This window comes from Solidesulfovibrio magneticus RS-1 (assembly GCF_000010665.1).
GTDB lineage: Bacteria > Desulfobacterota > Desulfovibrionia > Desulfovibrionales > Desulfovibrionaceae > Solidesulfovibrio > Solidesulfovibrio magneticus.
The window spans coordinates 1,408,102-1,426,743 of record NC_012796.1 but is presented as its reverse complement, the minus strand read 5'-3'; the positions used below and the strand labels follow the sequence as shown (position 1 = coordinate 1,426,743).

12 protein-coding genes are annotated in these 18,642 nt (G+C 66.7%); 6 read left to right on the top strand and 6 right to left on the bottom strand.

What is annotated here, in order from left to right:
• Position 1 precedes the first annotated feature (1 nt).
• Complete coding sequence (locus DMR_RS06015) at positions 2-2,380, bottom strand: glycosyltransferase family 39 protein (RefSeq protein WP_148208370.1); 2,379 nt, start codon at positions 2,378-2,380, stop codon at positions 2-4.
• A gap of 479 nt (positions 2,381-2,859) precedes the next feature.
• Here DMR_RS06015 and DMR_RS06010 point away from each other — a divergent pair, with 479 nt between their 5' ends.
• The 6 genes from DMR_RS06010 to DMR_RS05985 all read left to right on the top strand — a co-directional run bounded on the left by DMR_RS06010 (position 2,860) and on the right by DMR_RS05985 (position 12,127).
• The gene (locus DMR_RS06010; protein ID WP_015860010.1) at positions 2,860-5,586 is read left to right on the top strand and encodes a glycosyltransferase; all 2,727 of its coding nucleotides are present in this window, start codon (positions 2,860-2,862) and stop codon (positions 5,584-5,586) included.
• 234 nt (positions 5,587-5,820) lie between these two features.
• Positions 5,821-7,626, top strand: a complete 1,806-nt coding sequence (locus DMR_RS06005; RefSeq protein WP_015860009.1) for an ABC transporter ATP-binding protein — start codon at positions 5,821-5,823, stop codon at positions 7,624-7,626.
• 17 nt (positions 7,627-7,643) lie between these two features.
• Positions 7,644-8,828, top strand: a complete 1,185-nt coding sequence (locus DMR_RS06000; RefSeq protein ID WP_015860008.1) for a hypothetical protein — start codon at positions 7,644-7,646, stop codon at positions 8,826-8,828.
• Positions 8,829-8,858: 30 nt separating this feature from the next.
• Positions 8,859-10,784: a hypothetical protein gene (locus DMR_RS05995; protein ID WP_043600162.1), complete on the top strand. Its 1,926-nt coding sequence runs from the start codon at positions 8,859-8,861 to the stop codon at positions 10,782-10,784.
• Positions 10,785-10,803: 19 nt separating this feature from the next.
• Positions 10,804-11,817: a UDP-glucose 4-epimerase GalE gene (gene galE, locus DMR_RS05990; RefSeq protein ID WP_015860006.1), complete on the top strand. Its 1,014-nt coding sequence runs from the start codon at positions 10,804-10,806 to the stop codon at positions 11,815-11,817.
• Between the two features lie 34 nt (positions 11,818-11,851).
• Entirely contained in the window at positions 11,852-12,127 is a 276-nt protein-coding gene (locus DMR_RS05985; protein WP_015860005.1) for a late competence development ComFB family protein, read from the top strand.
• 361 nt (positions 12,128-12,488) lie between these two features.
• Here the strand turns inward: DMR_RS05985 and DMR_RS05980 are convergent, their stop codons facing one another.
• From DMR_RS05980 to rsmI, 5 genes are all read right to left on the bottom strand, one after another.
• On the bottom strand, positions 12,489-13,931 hold the full coding sequence (locus DMR_RS05980) for a sigma-54-dependent transcriptional regulator (protein WP_015860004.1): 1,443 nt from the start codon (positions 13,929-13,931) through the stop codon (positions 12,489-12,491).
• Entirely contained in the window at positions 13,928-15,595 is a 1,668-nt protein-coding gene (locus tag DMR_RS22335) for a sensor histidine kinase (RefSeq protein WP_015860003.1), read from the bottom strand. Before DMR_RS22335 ends, DMR_RS05980 begins: the two co-directional genes overlap by 4 nt.
• A gap of 155 nt (positions 15,596-15,750) precedes the next feature.
• Positions 15,751-16,089: an Hpt domain-containing protein gene (locus tag DMR_RS05970; protein WP_015860002.1), complete on the bottom strand. Its 339-nt coding sequence runs from the start codon at positions 16,087-16,089 to the stop codon at positions 15,751-15,753.
• Entirely contained in the window at positions 16,086-17,636 is a 1,551-nt protein-coding gene (locus tag DMR_RS05965) for a sensor histidine kinase (RefSeq protein ID WP_015860001.1), read from the bottom strand. Before DMR_RS05965 ends, DMR_RS05970 begins: the two co-directional genes overlap by 4 nt.
• Before the next feature lie 18 nt (positions 17,637-17,654).
• Positions 17,655-18,500 carry a 16S rRNA (cytidine(1402)-2'-O)-methyltransferase gene (rsmI, locus tag DMR_RS05960; protein ID WP_015860000.1) on the bottom strand — a complete coding sequence of 282 codons (846 nt, stop codon included), beginning with the start codon at positions 18,498-18,500 and terminating at the stop codon, positions 17,655-17,657.
• Positions 18,501-18,642 lie beyond the last annotated feature (142 nt).

Genomic DNA, 18,642 nt, shown 5'->3' with positions numbered 1-18,642 from the left:
CTCAGCGCGCCAGCACGACGAAGGAATCCTGTTGCTCCCCGGCGCGGGAGAGCTTGAGCGTGGTAAAGGCCAGAGCCAGGCGACGCCCGTCGTCGGGCGCAAACGTGCTCCCCGGCGCGGCCGGCTCCTGATGGTTGTACGTCCCGTAACGTAGCGTCACCGTATTGTCCCCGGCTTTTCCAACGAAGTCCAAACGCACGGGCGTGGTCTGCGCCAGCCAGGGTTGGACCGCCATCGGCCCGACTTTGGCCAGGACAACGCCGTTGACCAGGATCTCCATGGTCTGGCCGGGGATGGGATTGTTGCAGGCCATCTCCAGCCGCATCGGCTCCAGACGCTCCAGATGAAACCGCATGGCGCTTTGCGGCCCAAAACCCCAGCGGAAGCGGCCCTCCGGCACGGTTTCGATCTCGCCGATCTGTTCCATGTCCACGGCAACGTCCGCATCCAGGGCCCCATCGGGCTCGGAAACGGCCAAATCCATTTTCTCGAAGCGAATGCTGTCGCTTAGGCCGTAAAAGGAAACATTGCTTTCCGGATCGGCCATGGCCACCGTCACGGAGAGATGCTGAAAAGGCTTGCGCCGCTGCAAACGGATGCGCGCCGTATCCGCGGTCCAATCCGGCGGCAGGTCGAACACCAGCCGGGGCTCCTCGTCGTCATAGGCGCAAAAAACCTGAAAGACATGCCCCTTCCCGGAGCGGCGCAGCACCGTGTCCAAGGCCATCTCACTGACCGTGGCCCGGGTTTTGTTCTCGAACCGCACGGTAAAGCGTCCCGGCTGGTCGTAGGCGGCCGGAGCGATGGTGTGGGCCAGGGGAGACAAGAGAATCTGCAGGTTTTCAGCCTGGAACACCGTGCGCAGGAAATCCGGAGCATAGGCGGTAAACGAGCCTTTATAGGGCAGCGCATCGATGACGGTCCCGGGCCGGCGGGCAATGTCCCAGGCGGTGATGGTCGCGCAGGACAGCGCATCGATGGCAGCTGGCGCGCCGCAGTCGGTGAGCAGCTTATCCGCGGCCTGGCGAACCGCCTCGGGGTGGTCCTGGTCGCTGTAGATCGGCCCATCGGCCACGAGGGCCGTCGTAACAACGGAGTCCGTCGGCAGGATGCGATTGCGGGCGAGATCGGTGGTGGTGAACTGCCGCAGATACCAGTTGACGAAGTTGCGCTCGAAACTCTCATTGAACATGACGGCCGAAGGCGATTTGAGAAACGGCTGTAGATGGATGGCCATCTTCTTGTAGCACTCTTCGTAACCGAAGATGGAAGAATTCATGGCGTAAAGAGTTTCGCGCTGAACCGTAAAGAACAACACGGCCGCCAGGCACGGAACCACCGCCGCCGCAAGCTGGGCTGCGCCCTGGCGCGGCAGGAGCGCGCTCGCCCCTCTGGCGCAAAAAAGCAGCAAGGCCGGAATAATGAAGGCAATATGCCAGGGCTCGTAGAACAGACCGTACTTGGCCAGAACCAGCACGCCAAGGGGCAGGACGATAAACGCCCCGAGATACAGCGCGGCCAGACGGCGGGTGCGAACCAGGGAGGCCACGCCGACGGCAAAAAGCGCCCAACCGGCGATGTTCACCCAGGGCAAGGGGAAAAGCGCCAGCATCTTGTCGAGGTTGACCACGCTTCGGGTCAGGGTCCAGGCCATGGACAAATTGAGGTCAAAACCGGGAAATTTGCCCAGGCGCAAAAGCAGCAAGGGCAGGTCCAGCAGGAGCGAAAGCCCGGTGATCCCCAAAAACGGCAGATAACGCCCCAAGACGGCCTTGCGGGAGGCAAAAGGCAGGACCGCGAGGAGGCAGGCCGCTTCCGTGCCGACAATCAGCAGCGTGTTGAAATGAAACAGTAGCAAGGCGGCATTGAGCACGGCCAGCCGGATCAGGTTGCGGCGGCTGGGGTCGCGGATAAAATCCAGGAGCCAGGCCATGGCCAAAATGGTCAGGCAGACGATGAACGGATGGGGGCGCAGCAGCCGCGACATCTGCAGATGCAGCGGATAGGCGGCCAGCAGGGCGGCCGCGATGAGGGACGTGCCCGGATCGAACAGACGCCGGCCCAGGCGAAAGAGCAGATAGACGGACAGCGTACCGGCCGCGGCCGGAAAAAGGCGCAAGGCGAAGTCCGAGTGCCCCATGAACAGCAGCGCCTTGACGATATAATAAAAATACGGCGGATGCGCGTCCGTGGTCAGCGCCCGCAGCCAGATATAGAGCGGACCGTGCTCGGCGGCGACCAGCACCAGAGCCTCGTCGCGAATCAAGCCGGGCGTGCCGAGCTCCGCGAAACGCAGCACGAACCCCACGGTCACGATCAAACCAAGAAGCAACAGGTCGCGCGACGATTCGCGCCCGGACCCGATCAACGGATTGTCCACGGGAACTCCTGCGGAGGGCGGGAAGGCTTGTCCGACCATACCCGATTGGCAAAGTCGCCGTTTCCTACACGACGGGCGTGGCCTTCTCAAGCCATCCGGGCCGTCGCGACAATGTTTGACGGCGACGCGGCCGCCCCAAAATAACATCCTGAAATCATGAACCAACTCGTTGTCTGGAATGGCGATTACGCTTTCGTAATCGAACGCGCAATTTTCGTAACCACAGCCCCCTTGGGAGCGTAACCGCGCCCGCCGACCCGCCTGGGGCCTGCCTCGGACATCCTGGCACGATACCTGCTATAAGAGGCCCGCGAGCAGGCGGCCGCCCGGCCCAGAACTGCCAAAGATATCACAACATTCCGGGCGGTTGAAAAAAGATCCTGCCCAGACTGAGAAAAGTACGCCGCCGCCGTCGGTTACCGAAACGGCAGACGGCTAAAGCGGGCGAAGGTTCGCCCAACCCAAGGAGAAGGGGAATTATGTTCCAGATCGAAGAAGGACTCGCCGGCGTCGAAGCCCTCCCGCGCATCCGCGCCAGGGGCCGGTATCTGTTTGCCGGGGAAGACAAGTTCTTCATCAAGGGCGTCACCTACGGCCCGTTCCCGGAAAACTCCCGGGGCGAACCGCTGCCCGAAGACGAAACCGTGGCCCATGACTTCGAACTCATGCGCCGCGCCGGCATCAACGCCATCCGCGTCTACTACGTGCCGCCCCGCCGCTTCCTGGACATCGCCGCCCGCTACGGCGTGCGCGTCATGATTGGCGTGCCCTGGCCCCAGCACCTGTGCTTCCTCGACCAGTGGGAAGTCAAAGAAGACATCAAAAAGACCATCCGCGAGGCCGTGGCCTCCTTAGCCGGCCATCCGGCCATCCTGGCCTGGCTTATCGGCAACGAGATCCCCAGCCACATCGTGCGTTGGCACGGCGCGGGCAAGATCGAGAAGTTCCTCGAAAAGCTCACCAACATCGTGCGCGAGGAGGATCCCGAAGGCCTGGTCACCTACGCCAACTACCCGTCCACGGAATACCTGCGCCTGCCGTTTTTGGATTTCCTGTCGTTTAACGTCTACCTCCACGACGAGAAGGCGTTTCGCGCCTATGTGAAGCGGCTGCAGAACGTGGCCGGCGAACTGCCGCTGGTCTTGTCCGAATTCGGCATGGACTCCATTCGCAACGACGAGGAGCACGTGGGCGAGACCCTGTCCTGGCAGTTGCACGCCTCCTTTGAACTGGGCGTTTCCGGCACCATGGTCTTCGCCTGGACCGACGAATGGTTCACCGGCGGCCATCTGGTCGAGGACTGGAAGTTCGGCATCGTGTCCGAGGTGCGCAAGCCCAAGCCGGCCTACAAGGCCGTGGCCGACGTTTACCGCCAGAAGCTGCCCCATCTGCCGGCCGACGCGCCGTTTATCTCGGTGGTCGTGTGCGCCTACAACGCCGATTCCACCATGGACGGCTGCCTGGCCTCCTTCGCCAAGGTCGACTACCCCAACTTTGAAGTCATCGTGGTCGACGACGGCTCCACCGACGCCACCGGCGAAATCGCCGACCGCCACGCCGCGGCCGCGCCCTACATCCAGGTGATCCACCAGCCCAACCTGGGTCTGTCCGCCGCCCGCAACGTCGGCATGAACGCCGCCCGGGGCACGATTGTCGCCTACACCGACTCCGACTGCTACGTGGACCCGCACTGGCTGCACTACATGGCCTGGGCGTTTACCGACGAGCGTTTCGTGGCCGTGGGCGGCCCCAACCTGCCTCCGCCCGACGACAACCGCACCGCCGCCTGCGTGGCCGTGTCCCCCGGCGCGCCGACCCACGTGCTTTTAACCGACGAGATCGCCGAGCACATCCCGGGCTGCAACATGGCCTACCGCAAGGAATACCTGGCCGGCATCGGCGGCTTCGACGCCACCTACCGCGCCGCCGGCGACGACGTGGACGTGTGCTGGCGACTCCAGGACCAGGGCCACATCATCGGCTTTTCCGCCGCCATGTTCGTGTGGCACCATCGCCGCTGCACGGTTTCGGCGTATCTCAAGCAGCAAAAGGGCTACGGCCGGGCCGAGGCGCTGCTCATTCCCAAGCACAAGTTCCGCTTCAACCTGCTGGGCAACTCCCGCTGGGCCGGCCGCATCTACGGCGACATTTCCGGCGCGCTTTTGGCCGCCCGCCCCGTGGTCTACCATGGCGCCTTCGGCATGGGCCTGTTCCAGACCCTCTACGAACCCAAGGGGAGCCTGGCCGCCTATCTGCCCCTGTCCATGGAATGGATGGTCGTGGCCTTGGCGCTGATGCTCGCCACGCCCTTTAGCCTCATCGCCGGCGGCGTGGGGCTGGCCATGGCCGCCGCCACCCTGGCCTTCGTCGGCTACCGGGTGAGCAAGGCCCGGCTGCCCAAGCACCACGACTGCATTGCCTCGCGCCTGACCATCGCCGGCCTGACCCTGGCCCAGCCGGTGCTGCGCGGCTGGACCCGCTACAAGACCCTGGCCTCGCTTAAGCGCGGCGCGGGCGTCAACGCCTGCCCGCTGCCCCTGGCCGACACCTCGGCCTGCGACGAAGCCAACCTGCCGCGCATCGGCTTTATGCGCCGCCTGGCCGGCACCGCCGGCATTCTGGCCCACCGCCTGTCGTTCCACCGCTTCTTCTGGAACAACAAGGGCCTGGAGCGCGACGAACTGCTGGCCTCGGTCATCGGCCTGCTGCGCACCCTTGGCGTCAACTACGCCCTGGATTCCGGATTTGCCGCCTCGTCCAACACCCCGCCCTGGGACCTGTCGGTGCGCACCTGCCGCCTGACCACGGCCCGGCTGCGGGTGACGGTCGAGAACCACGGCGGCGACAAGCGGTTCGTGCGCATGGCCGGCTCGGTGCTGCCTTCCGGCATCGCCGCCGCCGCCCTGGCCGGGCTGGTCATTACCGCCGGCGTCCTGGCCATGGTCAAGCCCCTGGCCGCCATGGCCGCCGGAGCCGCCGCCCTGGCGCTGACCGGCTGGATGGGCCTTGGCCTCTACCGCGCCGCCGCCCTGGTGGCCACCATCACCCAGTACGTCATGGTGACCCGTCCGGGCTGCTCGGCCTCTGAGCCCAAGGACGAGCGCGTGGTCAGGGTCGTCAAGCCCCAGACCGTCGCCCGCGACGACGCCGACGACATCACCGCCCCGGCCGAGCCCGTGGCCCCGGCCACCATCGAAGCCGCTTAATCCCAAGCGACAACGCGCCGCCCCCGGATTCCGTCACGGCCAAAGCCTGACGGCCGGGGGCGGCCTGCGTGAGGCCGCCGGCCGGCCAAGCCCCTTGCCCGGCCGGCCCAAAGGCCGTACAGACGCTTCCGACCTTCGGAAGCGCCCGGAAGGGTTCTCTACCTCTCCCGGACTGGCCGCGCGGACCTTTCGTCCAAAGCGGCCCTGGCGGCCCGGCCGCCAAGGAATGACGCCATGAGCATGTTTCGCACCCTGCTTCGCTATCTGCGCCCCTACCGGCACCTTTTCATCCTGGGGCTGTGCCTGGTCGGCATGGCCAGCGCCATGGAACTCCTCAAACCCTGGCCGCTCAAGCTCGCCATCGACCAGATCATCGGCCACAAGCCCCTGGACGTCTTTGGCTGGCAGCCGGACCTGCAAACCTGGACCGTGAGTTATCAGCTCCTGTGCGTGGTGGGCATGTTGGTCGGCGTCCACTTTCTGGTCGGCTTCGTGCAGCTGTGCAACAATTACCTGACCATCCGCATGGGCCAGGACATGGTCCAGGACCTGCGCTGCGACCTGTTTGACCACTTGCAGCGCCAGTCCCTGCTCTTTCACCAGAAATGGCCCACCGGCGACCTCATCTACCGCATCATGGGCGACACCTACGCCGTGCAGACGCTGCTCATGAACGGCGTCTTCACCACGCTGACCAGCTCGGCGCTGCTTGTCGGCATGTTGGTGGTGTGCCTGCAGATGGACGCCGAGCTGACGCTTTACGCCCTGTGCGTCATACCGTTTCTCTTTCTGGCCATCTCCCGGGTCTCGCGCAAGATCGGCGACCTGACCACCGAGACGCACATGAAGGAGTCCCAGGTCTACACCACGGTGGAGCGCATCTTTTCCTCCATCACCCTGGTCCAGGCCTTTGGCCGCGAGGACGAGGAACGGCGCAAATTCGTCACCGAGTCCCAGCACTCCTTTGACCGCAAGCTGTCGCTCTACGCCCTGCAGACCGTCTACGGCTGGCTGGTCTCGGGCATCACGGCCACGGGCACGGCGCTGGTCCTGTACATCGGCGTGCGCCATGTCCTCGACGGCACGTTGTCCACCGGCGAACTGCTGGTCTTTATTTCCTACCTTGCCTCGCTGTACACGCCGCTTAACAGTTTAAGCGACACCGTGGCCGGCATCCGGGCGTCCCTGGCCCGGGCCAGGCGGGTCATGGACGTCCTGGCCGTCAACGAGGCCGTGCCGGAAAAGCCCGACGCCCCCAAGCTGGCCGTGGGCCGGGGAGAAGTCGTCTTTAAGGACGTCACCTTTGGCTATACGCCCGAAAAGATGGTCCTAAACGACGTGGCTTTCACCTGTCCCGGCGGCTCCACCGTGGCCATCGTGGGCCAGACCGGGGCCGGCAAGACCTCGCTGGTGAGCCTGCTCCTGCGCTTCTACGATCCCCAAAAAGGCGCCATCGTCATCGACGGCCAGGACCTGCGCGACGTGACCCTGCGCAGCCTGCGCGACAACATCGCCATCGTCTTGCAGGAAACCCAGCTCTTCCCCATGAGCGTTCACGACAACATCGCCTACGGCAAACGCCAGGCCAGCCGCGAAGAAGTCATCCAGGCCGCCACCCTGGCCAACGCCCACGACTTCATCGTCGGCCTGCCCGACGGCTACGACACCATCCTCGGTGAAAAAGGGGCCAACCTCTCGGGCGGCCAGCGCCAGCGCATCTCCATCGCCCGGGCGCTGTTAAAGGACGCGCCGCTTTTAATTCTCGACGAACCCACCTCGGCGCTCGACGCCGAGACCGAGGCGCTGATCATGGAAGGCCTGGAGCGGCTCATGCAAAACCGCACCACCTTTGTCATCGCCCACCGCCTGTCCATGATGCGCCGGGCCGACATGATTTTGGTGATCAAGAACCAGCGCATCCACGAGATGGGCTCCTACGACGAACTCATGGCCCAAAACGGCGAATTCGCCCGGCTCCACGCCATCCAGATGGGCAAGGGCAAACCCGAGAAGCTGCCGCCCGCGCCGCTGGTGGCCTAAAGGACCCGGACAACAACATGAAAAAACGCACCATCATCGTTTCCGGCCTGGCCGCCACCTATCCGCTGGGCGGCGTGGCCTGGGACTACATCCAGTACCTCCACGGCTTTTACCGCCTCGGCCACGACGTCTACTACCTCGAAGACACTGGCGGCTGGGCCTACGATCCGTTCAACGTCACCTTTGTCGACGATCTGACCTACCACACCAAGTATCTGGGCGATTACCTCGCCGCCCTGGACCCGGGGCTGGCCAAGCGCTTTTGCGTCATCGGGCCGGACGACCGGCACTGGGGCATGTCCGCCGAGGAGCTTGACGCCGTGGTCGGGCGCGCCGACGTCTTTTTCAACATCTCGACCACCTGCCAGTTGCGCGAGAGCTACGCGAAAATCCCGGTCAAGGTGCTCATCGATTCCGATCCGCTCTACACCCAGTCGAGCTTCCCGCAGTTCCTGGACGGCACGGCCACGGACGAGGAAAAACGCAACATCGAAAACATGCGCCGCCACGACGTGTTTTTCTCCTTTGGCGAAAACGTCGGCCAGGACTTCTGCACCGTGCCCAAGGGGGTCATCGACTGGATTCCCACCCGCCAGCCCATCGTGCTGTCCAGTTGGGGGGACGCGCCGGCAAAACCCGCCCGGCAGACGTTCACCACCGTGCTCTCCTGGCAGCCGGCCCAGAAAGGGCCGCTGGTCGGCGGCGTGCAGTACGGCGGCAAGAACCTGGAATTCGAAAAAATGCTCGATCTGCCCCAAAAGACCACGGCCGAGCTGGAACTGGCCCTGGGCGGCGGCAAGCCGCCCCGCGAACTGCTGGAGGAAAAGGGCTGGAAGCTGCGCGACGGCTTTTCCATGTCCCAGACGCCCTGGGTCTACCGCGACTACATCTGGGACAGCTACGCCGAGTTCTCCACGGCCAAAAACGCCTACGTGGCCACCCAAAGCGGCTGGTTTTCCTGCCGCACCGCCTGCTACCTGGCCTCGGGCCGGCCGGCCGTGGTCCAGGACACCGGCTACTCCCGCTTCATGGATGTGGGCGAGGGGGTCTTGTCCTTCACCAGCGAAGCCGAGGCCCTGGCCGGCATCGAGGCCGTGCGCGCCGACTGGGACCGCCACAGCGCCGCCGCCAAGGCGTTCGCCGCCCGCTACTTCGACTCCGATGTGGTGCTGGCCAAGCTTTTGGCCGATGCCCTGGCCTAGCCGCAACTCCTGACCACCGTTGTGCCGCACATGCCAAAATCCTTCCGCTTCCTGTTTTCGGGGCTTATGGCCCTGCTGTGCCTCGCCGTCCTGGCCGGGCCGGCCCCGGCCGGGTCGGCCGACCGCTTCGGCACGGTTCGCGATAATGGCGTCTGGTGGCTCACCCTGCCCGGCGGGCCACGCTTTTTCTCCATGGGCGTCAACACCGTCAACGGCGGCGACAAGAATACCCGGGACCGGGGCTACTATTTCGAGAAGTATTACCCCGATCAGGCCGCCTGGGCCGCCGACACGCAAAAACGCCTCTACGCCTGGGGGTTCAACACCCGGGGCGGCTGGTCCGACCCGACCACGGCCATGGCCCTGCCCCTGGTTCCCGAGATCGATCTTGGCCGCAACGCCCGGCTGCACTGGTTCGACCCCTTCGCCCCCGACGCCCTGGAGCTGACCATCGCCAAGGCCCGGGAACTGACCGCGCCCTACCGCGACAATCCGGCCGTCATCGGCTACTTCACGGACAACGAAGTGGGCTGGTGGAACGCGCCGCTGTTCAAGTGGTACCTCGGCAACGAATGGGCCATCTACGCCAAGCGCCATGTCTGGCGCATGGTGTACGACCACTATCATGGCAAGTGGGACAAGCTCCTGGCCGACTTCGTACCGACAGCGGGCTTTGATTCCTTCGAGGATCTCAAAAAGGGCGGCGCGGAACTGAAACTGCGGCCCGGCGGCCGGGGCATCGCGCTCATCAACAAGGTGACCGCCGCCTGCGCCGGACGCTACTACGAGCTCGTCCACAAGGCGCTGCGGGCCGTGGACCCGGGCCGGCTGGTCATGGGCGACCGGCTGCCGCTCTACTACAACCAGGACGCGGTCCTGGCCTCGCGCGGGTTTCTCGACGTGCTGTCCACCAACTATAACGTGGACACCCCCGACGGCTGGGTGGCCCCCTACTACTTCGACGGGCTGGCCAAGCTCACCGACACGCCGGTGCTCATTTCGGAATTCTTCTTCGCGGCCAACGAGAACCGCTCAAGCAACGTCAACAACGGCCACCTGATGCATGTCCAAACCCAGGCCGAGCGGGCCGCCGGGGCCTCGGCCGCCGTGCGCCACTTCGCCGCTTTCCCCAACGTCGCCGCCGTGCACTGGTTCCAGTACTACGACGAGCCGACCGGCGGACGCGGCGACGGCGAGGACTTCAACATGGGCCTGGTCGATATCCACAATGCCCCCTACGAGGCGCTCTTGGCCGCCATGGCCCCGGCCAACCGCGAGGCCCCGGCCATTCACGCCGCCAGCGCCGGCCGGACCACCCCGCCCCAGCCGGCCGTGGTCCCCATCCACCCGGCCGCGACGCCGACGTCGCTGACCGACGGCGGCTTGGCCGACTGGCCGGACAAGGCCGGCACGCGCCTGCCCTGGCTGCGCACGGCCGCGCCCCACGTGCCCTTTGGCGACGTGCACATGAGCTGGAGCCAGGACGGGCTGAACCTGTTCCATCTGGCCCAGAACTACGCCGACCTATTTCTTTTGGCCTACGAGGGCGAATTCCCCATTTCCGAAACCTACCAGTTGCAGATCGAGGTCGACGCCGGGGCGGGCATTCGGCGTTTCGCCGCCTGCCTGCTGCCTCAGCCCCACCGCAAATATCCGGGGCGCTTCGAACTGGTCCCCCGGCTCTTTCGCATCGAGGACGACGGACGCCTGACGCGCATCGACGAGACCGGGCTGGTCCAGGTGCTGGACAAGCCCCTGCCCCACATCGCCCTGGAGATGCGCCTGCCGGCCAAGGAATTGGGCCTGGACAAACTCTCTCCGGGGCAGGGTCTGTCCTTGCGCGTAAGCGCCACCACGTTTTATCGTGAAATGACCATGACCCTGGGCGCGCCTGCCCAGGGGCGCGGCAAGAAGGACGCGGACAAGCCCTTTGCGGCGATCCTCGCGGACAAGTAAAACCAAGGAAGAACGGACCATGGCCACCAACATTCTGGTCACCGGCGGCGCGGGCTACATCGGCTCCCATACCTGCAAGGCGCTGGCCGCGGCAGGATTCACGCCCATCACCTACGACAACATGGTCTACGGCCACGACTGGGCCGTGAACTGGGGGCCGCTGGTGCGCGGCGATATCCTCAACCGCGGCGAACTCGACGAAGTGTTCGCCGAGTTCAAGCCCGTCGCGGTGCTCCATTTCGCCGCCTTCGCCTATGTCGGCGAATCCGTGACCGACCCGGAAAAATACTACCGCAACAACGTGGCCGGCTCCCTGTCGCTGCTCTCGGCCATGCGCAAGGCCGGCTGCCGCCACATCGTCTTCTCCAGCACCTGCGCCACCTACGGCGCGCCCGAACGCGTGCCCCTGACCGAGGACCACCCCACCCGGCCCATGAGCCCCTACGGCACGTCCAAGCTCATGATCGAACAGATGCTCAAGGATTTCGACGCCGCCTACGGCATGACCTACACGGCCCTGCGCTACTTCAACGCCGCCGGGGCCGACCCGGACGGCCAGATCGGCGAGGACCACGATCCCGAAACCCATCTGATCCCGCTGGTCATCGCCGCCGCCCTGGGCCGCATCCCCCGGGTGGAAGTCTTTGGCACGGACTACCCGACCCCGGACGGCACGGCCGTTCGCGACTACATCCACGTCGCCGATCTGGCCGACGCCCACATCCTGGCCGTCAAACGGCTCCTGGACGGCGGCAAGAGCGCCATCTACAACCTCGGCACCGGCACGGGCAACTCCGTGCGCGAAGTGATCCGCACCGTGGAAGAAGTCTCGGGCAAGCCCGTGCCCATGGTCGAAGGCCCCCGCCGGGCCGGCGACTCGCCAGGCCTTTACGCCGACTCCGGGGCCATTATCCGGGAACTGGGCTGGAACCCGCGCTACGGCGCTCTGCGCGACATCGTGGCCACGGCCTGGCGCTGGCACGAACAGGGGCTGCCGTCCAAAAGGCATTGCAATCTGCGCAAGTCCGGGTAACAAGGATCAAAAGACCATTTTTGCGGAGGATGCCATGGACTTTGCAGCGCTGGGACTCGATTTCCATTCCATCCGCAACGGCAACGAAGAACGCGTGATAAACTTCATCCCCATGGTGCTTGAGGAATTCCCGGAGTTCGTCGCCACGCGCACCGACATCGAGGATCTCTACGCGCTGACGCTCAACAAACTGCCGGCCCGCTACCGGCAGGCTGTCAGTCTGGTCATCAACGAACCGGTCAGTGACGCGCTGATCCGCGACCGGATGCGCGAAGCCGTCCGCACCATCATGGCGCGGCCGAATTATTGAGGTAAGAAAAGAATGCCTCCGGCGGCCAAAGGGGCTGAGCCCCTTTGGAAACCCCATATGGCAGGACACTGCTCGTTCTTTCGCAGGGTTATCAACTCTGAAAATGCAAAAAGGGCTGTTTTGGGCGCGAGGCTTTGATCGCGCCCAAAACAGCCCTTTTTGCTGGCGAGTTGGGGGTTGGAATTTGGGGTGTCCGGCTGGCGGCTTCCGCCAGCCGGACACCCCAAATTCCAACCCCCATCTTCTCTCTCCCCCCGCCGACGCTTTCCCAACCGACCGACCGTCCCCCAGGTCGGGGGTCCGGGGGCCTGAGGCCCCCGGCCGCCGGAGGCATCTTCCCTCCTGTCTACCTCCACCCCGTCTACCTGCCCAAACCACCACTCCCACTCACCCCACTCCCACTCACCCCGCTCCCCCCGCCGCTCCCCTCGCCTGTCCGCAGCCTGCGGTTGAGGGCTTGGCGGGTGATGCCGAGGAAGGCGGCGGCCTGGGCCTGGTTGCCGTCGGCCCGGCGCAGGGCTTCGGCGATGAGCGCCTCTTCGGCTTCCTTGAGGGTGGGGATGGGGCTTTTGCCGGGCGAGCGCGGCAGGATTGGCGGCGACGCCGGGTCGGCGGCGGGCTCGTCCGGGGGCGCGGCCCGGCGCAGCCAGTGGTCGAAGGCGGCCAGGGTCAGTTCGCCGCCCCGGGACCGGGCCAGGGCGTCGTGGATCATGGCTTCGAGTTCCCGGAGGTTGCCGGGGAAGGCGTAGGCGGCCAGGCGGTTGAGCAGTCCTGGCGGCGGCTGGCACGGGGCGCGGCCGAGGCTGCCTGCGGCCCGGGCGATGAAATGGCTGACCAGTTCGGGCAGATCGCCGGCCCGGTCGCGCAGGGGCGGCAGGTGGATGTGGTGGGTACGCAGGCGGTAGAAGAGGTCCAGGCGAAAGCGGCCGGGGTCGAGCAGCGCGTCGAGGTCGCGGTTGGTGGCCACGATGACGCGGGCCTGGCTGCGTTTCACAGTGTCGGACCCCAGGGCGTAGTATTCCTTTTCCTGGAGCAGGCGCAGGAGCTTGACCTGGGAGGCCTGGCCGAGGTCACCGATTTCGTCGAGGAACAGGCTGCCGCCGGCCGCTTTTTCGATGAGTCCGGCCCGGGCCGCGCCGGCTCCGGTGTAGGCGGCCTTGGCGTGGCCAAAAAGCGTGTCGGCAAAAAGCGCGTCGTCGAGGCCAGCGGCGTTGACCGCCACAAAGGGGCCGGACAGTCCCGAGGCGGCATGGACGGCCCGGGCGGCCAGTTCCTTGCCCACGCCGGTCTCGCCGGTGATGAGCACCGGCTCGCGCGAGGGGGCCACGGCGGCGATGACGCCAAATACTTCCTGCATCCCGGCCGAGCGGCCGATCATGCGCACGCCATGGTCGCCGCCCGGGGGCGTGGGCGCCGGGAGCGGACATTGGCCAAGGCCGCGCTCCACGGCGTCAAGCAGCCGGCGACGGTCCACGGGCTTGACCAGATAATCAGTGGCCCCCAGGCGCATGAGGCGCACGGCCGATTCCACCGCACTTTCGCCGGTGACGACGATGACCGGCACATCGGGCCGTCTGGCCCGCAGGGCGGCCAGCACCTCCTCGCCGCCTAGGCCGGGCATGCACAGATCGAGCAGCACCAGGCGGACATTGTTTTTGACGAGCAGTTCGGCGGCGGCTTCCGGGTCCGGGCAGGGAATGGTGGGCGGCATCCCGCCGTAGCGCAGGGTTTTTTCGTAGCTGGCAAGGATATGGACGTCGTCGTCCACCAGCAGGATGACGCCGGGGCCGGTTGGGGCGCTCACGGCAGTCCCTCCTGGCGCAGGCCGGCCAGGGGCAGGGCCACCACGGCGGTGACGCCCGGGCCGGCGTTGGGCACGAGTTCCAGGGAGCCGCCGTGTTCGCGGGCGATTTTGTGGGAGATGGAAAGGCCCAGTCCCGTGCCGCCCTGGCCGCGCCGGGTGGTGAAAAAGGGCTCGGTCACCCGGCGCAGGTCGCCTGGGGCGATGCCCGTGCCGGCGTCGCGCACGAGCACCCGCACGGCGTCGCCCTCGGGGGCAAGCGCCGTTTCGATGACAATGGGCGCGTCCTGGTTCGGCAGGGCCAGGCAGGCGTTTTCCAGCAGATTGACCAGCACCTGCTCCAGGCGTTGCCGCCGGCCGAGCACCACCGGCCCTTCGCGACAAAGGCGCAGGGAAAAGCGGCGGGTGCTGCGTTTAAGGGTCGGGCGCATGAGCCGGGCGGCGGCCCGCACGGCGTCGTTTACAGCCACCGGGGCAAAGCCCGAGCCGTCGTCGTGGCTGCCGAATTCCTTGAGCTCCGAGACGATGTCGGCGATGCGGCCCGAGCAGTCGGCCATGTCGGCCAGAAGCGCCGGCATGTCGGCCAGGGCGTCGGCCAGGGTCGGGCCGCGCGCGCCGGGGCCGCCGGACATCGCCGCGGCCTGGGCCAGCCGCGAAGCGGCCTCGGCCACGGGTTCCCAGAGGTCCTGGCACAACCGGGCATTGAGGGCGATGGCCTGATTGGGGTTGCTGACCTCGTGGGCCACGCCCGAAACGAGCGCGCCCAGCGACACCAGCCGGCTGGCGTGGATGAAGCGGTCCTCGGCGAGCTTGTGGTCCGAGACGTCGGCCCCCACGGCCTGGCAGTCCTTGAGATGGCCGGTGCGGTAGAAAAAGCCGCGTACGGTCAGCCGCAGCCAACGCGGCCGGTCGTCGGCGTAGCCCAAAAGCAGGTCCACCTCGCCGGCCGGCTGCCTGGGCGAGAGGGCGGACACGGCGTCCACCACGGCCCGGCCGGCCTCCAGGCTGACCAGGGACAGCAGGCTCTTGCCCACCGCTCCCCGCCGCGACAAGCCAAACAACCGGCAAAAAGGCGCGTTGGCGTAGAGCAGGCTCAGATCCGGCAAGAAGCGGCACATGGCGTCGGCTCCGCCTTCCACCAGGGAGCGGTATTGGGTCTGGCGACGCCGCCAGGCGTCGATGGCGGCCCTGTGGCTGGTTGTGTCCTCCACGGTCAGGGTAAGGCCCGTGCGGCCGTCGGGAAAGGGCACGGATTCGAAGAGCAGACGCACATGGAGCGCCTGGCCCGATGGGCCGATCATCGGATGATTCGGCGTATGCCACCGCTGTGTGGCCGCCGCCATGGCGGCGGCCCGGGCGGGCGTGACCGCCGGGCACAGCCGGGCGATGAGGCCGGCCAGGGTTGGCTCGGGCAGGGACTCCCCGGCCCCGAGCAGGCGGCGCAGGGCGCGGTTGGCGCAAACCAGCCGGCCGTCCGGGTCGGACAAGGCCAAGCCATGGGGCAGACGTTCGTAAAGCAGGGCCGCCTGGGCGGCGAAGAAAGACGGGTCCGGGGCGGGAACCGGGCCGAGCGAGGCCGAAGCCTGGGCCGGGCCGGCGGGCTGATGCGGACGGTCGCTGAGGTGGCGATCCGAAGTGGTCGAGGAAATGGACGAACGTGCTGTCATGGCTGCCAGGTCATTGTTCGCGCGGTGCGCTCACTTTCTTGATCTGAATACTATGGTTTTTTTTCATAGTCAGCAAGTATGTTTTTATGTGACCGATATGGAACCATCCCTGGCAGAAGCGTTCGGCCCAGTAAACAAGCCAGGGGAGAGGGATGTTAGCCCGGCAGGCAGTCGACGGCGGCGGTCAGCCGTTCCAGCACCGGGGGCAAGGCGGCGGCGGCGGCCTGGGCGTCGCCGGCCCGGGCGGCCAGCTCCAGGGCATAGGCGGCCTGGCGCAGGGGTTCAGCGAACATGGTGGCGGCCACGCCCTTGAGGGAATGGGCCATACCGGCCAGCTTGGCCAGATCCCCGGCGGCCAGGGCGGTTTCCATGCCGCTGCGCCGGCCCGGGGCCTCGCTGGCGAAGACGGCGAAGATTTCGGCCAGCAATTCGTCATCATTGTCGAAGCGTTCGCGCAGCTTGGCCAGATCCAGCAATGGTTGTTCGGCGGTCATGGCGTGCCTCCCGGCAAGGTCGCGGCATCGGCTCCGCCGCCGGCCAGGGCCGGGGGCAGATGCAGGGTGATGGCGCAGCCGCCGCCGGGCTCTCCGGCGGCTTCCACCGCGCCGCCGAAGTCGTCCACCACCTTTTTGACCATGGCCAGCCCCAGGCCGTATTCGCAGTGGTCGGCCTTGTAAAAGGGGCTGAACATGTTTTCGAGATTGTCGTGGGTGAGCCCCCGGCCGCTGTCGGCCACGCGCACCCGCACCCGGTCGGCGTCGCGGCCGCTCGACACCCGCACCACCCCGCCATGGGCCATGGCGTCCATGGCGTTTCGCAAGAGGTTGACCACGCACTGCTTTAACAGCGCCGGCTCGAAGGCCACGGCGGCCACGCCCGGCACCAGAGCCAGGGCAAAGCCGATGCCCTTGGCCTCGGCCTCGGGGCGCACGGCCTCCACGGCGGCCAGCACGGCCCGGTTGGCGTCGGCGTCGGCGTCGGCCCGGCCGGGCACGGCCTGGCCCACGGGGCGGGCAAATTCCAGGAACTGCTTGAGCAGCGCTTCCATGCGGGTCAGCTCGGCCACCACGATGCCGGCCCGTTCCCGGGCCGCCTCGGGCAAGGATTCCATGTTGGCCAGACGGCGGGCAAAACCGCTGGCCGCGAACATGGGGTTGCGCAGCTCGTGGGCCAGATAGGAAGACAGCCGGCCCATGGTTTCAATGCGTTCGGCCTGGCGGGCGCTGATTTCACCTACGGTGCGGTCGGTGATGTCGCGGCGAAAGACCACCACATGGCCGATTTTGCCCGAAGCGTCGGCGATGGGGTAGGTGTAGGTGCGGTAGTAGCGCAGTTTGCCGTCGGCCGAGACGGCGGTGTGCAGGCGCTCGGCCTTTTTGCCCGTGGACAGGGCCAGCCGGAACGGACAGGCCGGGTCGTCGGGGTCGCAAAACGGCGGATCGTCCGGGCCGGAGCGCAGCACCGAACAGGGCTGGCCCACGAGCAATTCCTTGGGCTGGCCCAGGCGATGTACGATGTTGCGGTTAAGATCCACCACCGTGCCGGCGGCGGACAGCAGCGCTATGTCCTCCTGGACCTCGTCCACGATGGCTTCGAGTAGGAGCTTTTGATGGTCCAGGCGCATCCGGCAGTGCGCGCCCACGGACACGGCGTTGCTCAGGGCGCACAGGAAAAAGGAGGCCGTGTTGTCGATAAGCGACGCGCCCGGCGGCATGGCGTCGAGGATCTCCCGGCGGGAAACGCCGCTTCGCAGCTCCACCACGAGATTAATCGTCGGATGGGCGGCGAAAAGCGCCCGACAGTCGGGATAGACCGGCACGCCGGACAGCAGCGCCCCGCGTCGCCGGGGATCGTCGGCCGGCAGCCCGACCAGGCCGGCCAAGTGCATGGGCGGCAGGAATTCGCGGAACTCCTCGCCGGCCACGATCTCCAAGATGGTGTCGAAACCCGGCCCCGCGCCGACCACGCCGACCAGGTATTCCCGTTCGTCGGCGTCAAGGACGCAGTACGTTTCCGCCCGCTCTCCACTCCCCTGCGTCATGCGGCCCCGTCCTCCCGATCAACCGGTTTCCTGGCCCATGAGCATGGCATAAACCTCTTTCTGGGTCCATCCCGAAAGCCGGGCCGCCGCACGCCGGGCCACCTCCTTGGGCTTGCCGCCCACGGCCGCCTCCTGGGCGGCGACTTGGCGCGCCTGCTCCTCGTCCGAGCGCCCGGCCTTGGCCGGCCCGACCACCACCGTCACCTCGCCGAGCAGCTCCAGGTCCCGGCCGGCAAAGTCCGAAAGCTTGCCGGAGAGAAATTCCTCATAGGTCTTGGTCAGTTCCCGGCAGATGACGCAGTCGCGGTCGCCCAGGGCTTCCAGGGCGGCGGTCAGGGTCTCGGCCAGCCGGGTCTTGCGCTCGAAAAAGACCAGCGTCGCCCCGGTGGCCCCGAACCGGGCCAAGGCGGCCCGGGCCTGGGAGGCTGTGCGCGGCAAAAAACCCAGAAAAGAAAATGGATAGGGCGCGATGCCGGCGGCCGACAAGGCGGCCGGTACGGCCGAGGGGCCGGGCACGGGGGAGACGGCGAAACCGGCCTCCCGGGCGGCCCGCACCAGCCGGTAACCGGGATCGGCCAGAAGCGGCGTGCCGGCGTCGGAGACCAGGGCCACGTCCTGGCCTTCGGCCAAGAGGGCCAGCACCTGGGGCAGCCGGGCCTCCTCGTTGTGCTCGTGAAAGCTCATGAGCCGCTTGGCCGTCACTCCCAGGGTCTTGAGCAGCATTCCGGTGCGCCGGGTGTCCTCGCAAAGGACCACCCCGGCCCCGGCCAAGGTGGCCGCCGCCCGGGGCGAACAGTCGCCCGGATTGCCCAGCGGCGTCGCCACGATGAAAAGCCTTGCCTGCCTGTGGGCGTCGTTGTCCATGCCTGCCCTCCCCGGCCATGGGTAGCCTCCCGGGCCGCTTCCGGCAAGGCCCGGCCATTGACATGGCCCGACTTTGGACTACTTTATCGGCGTCTCACGCATGCCCCGGTTCTTGACGCGCTCCTGCAAAAGCCGCGTTTCA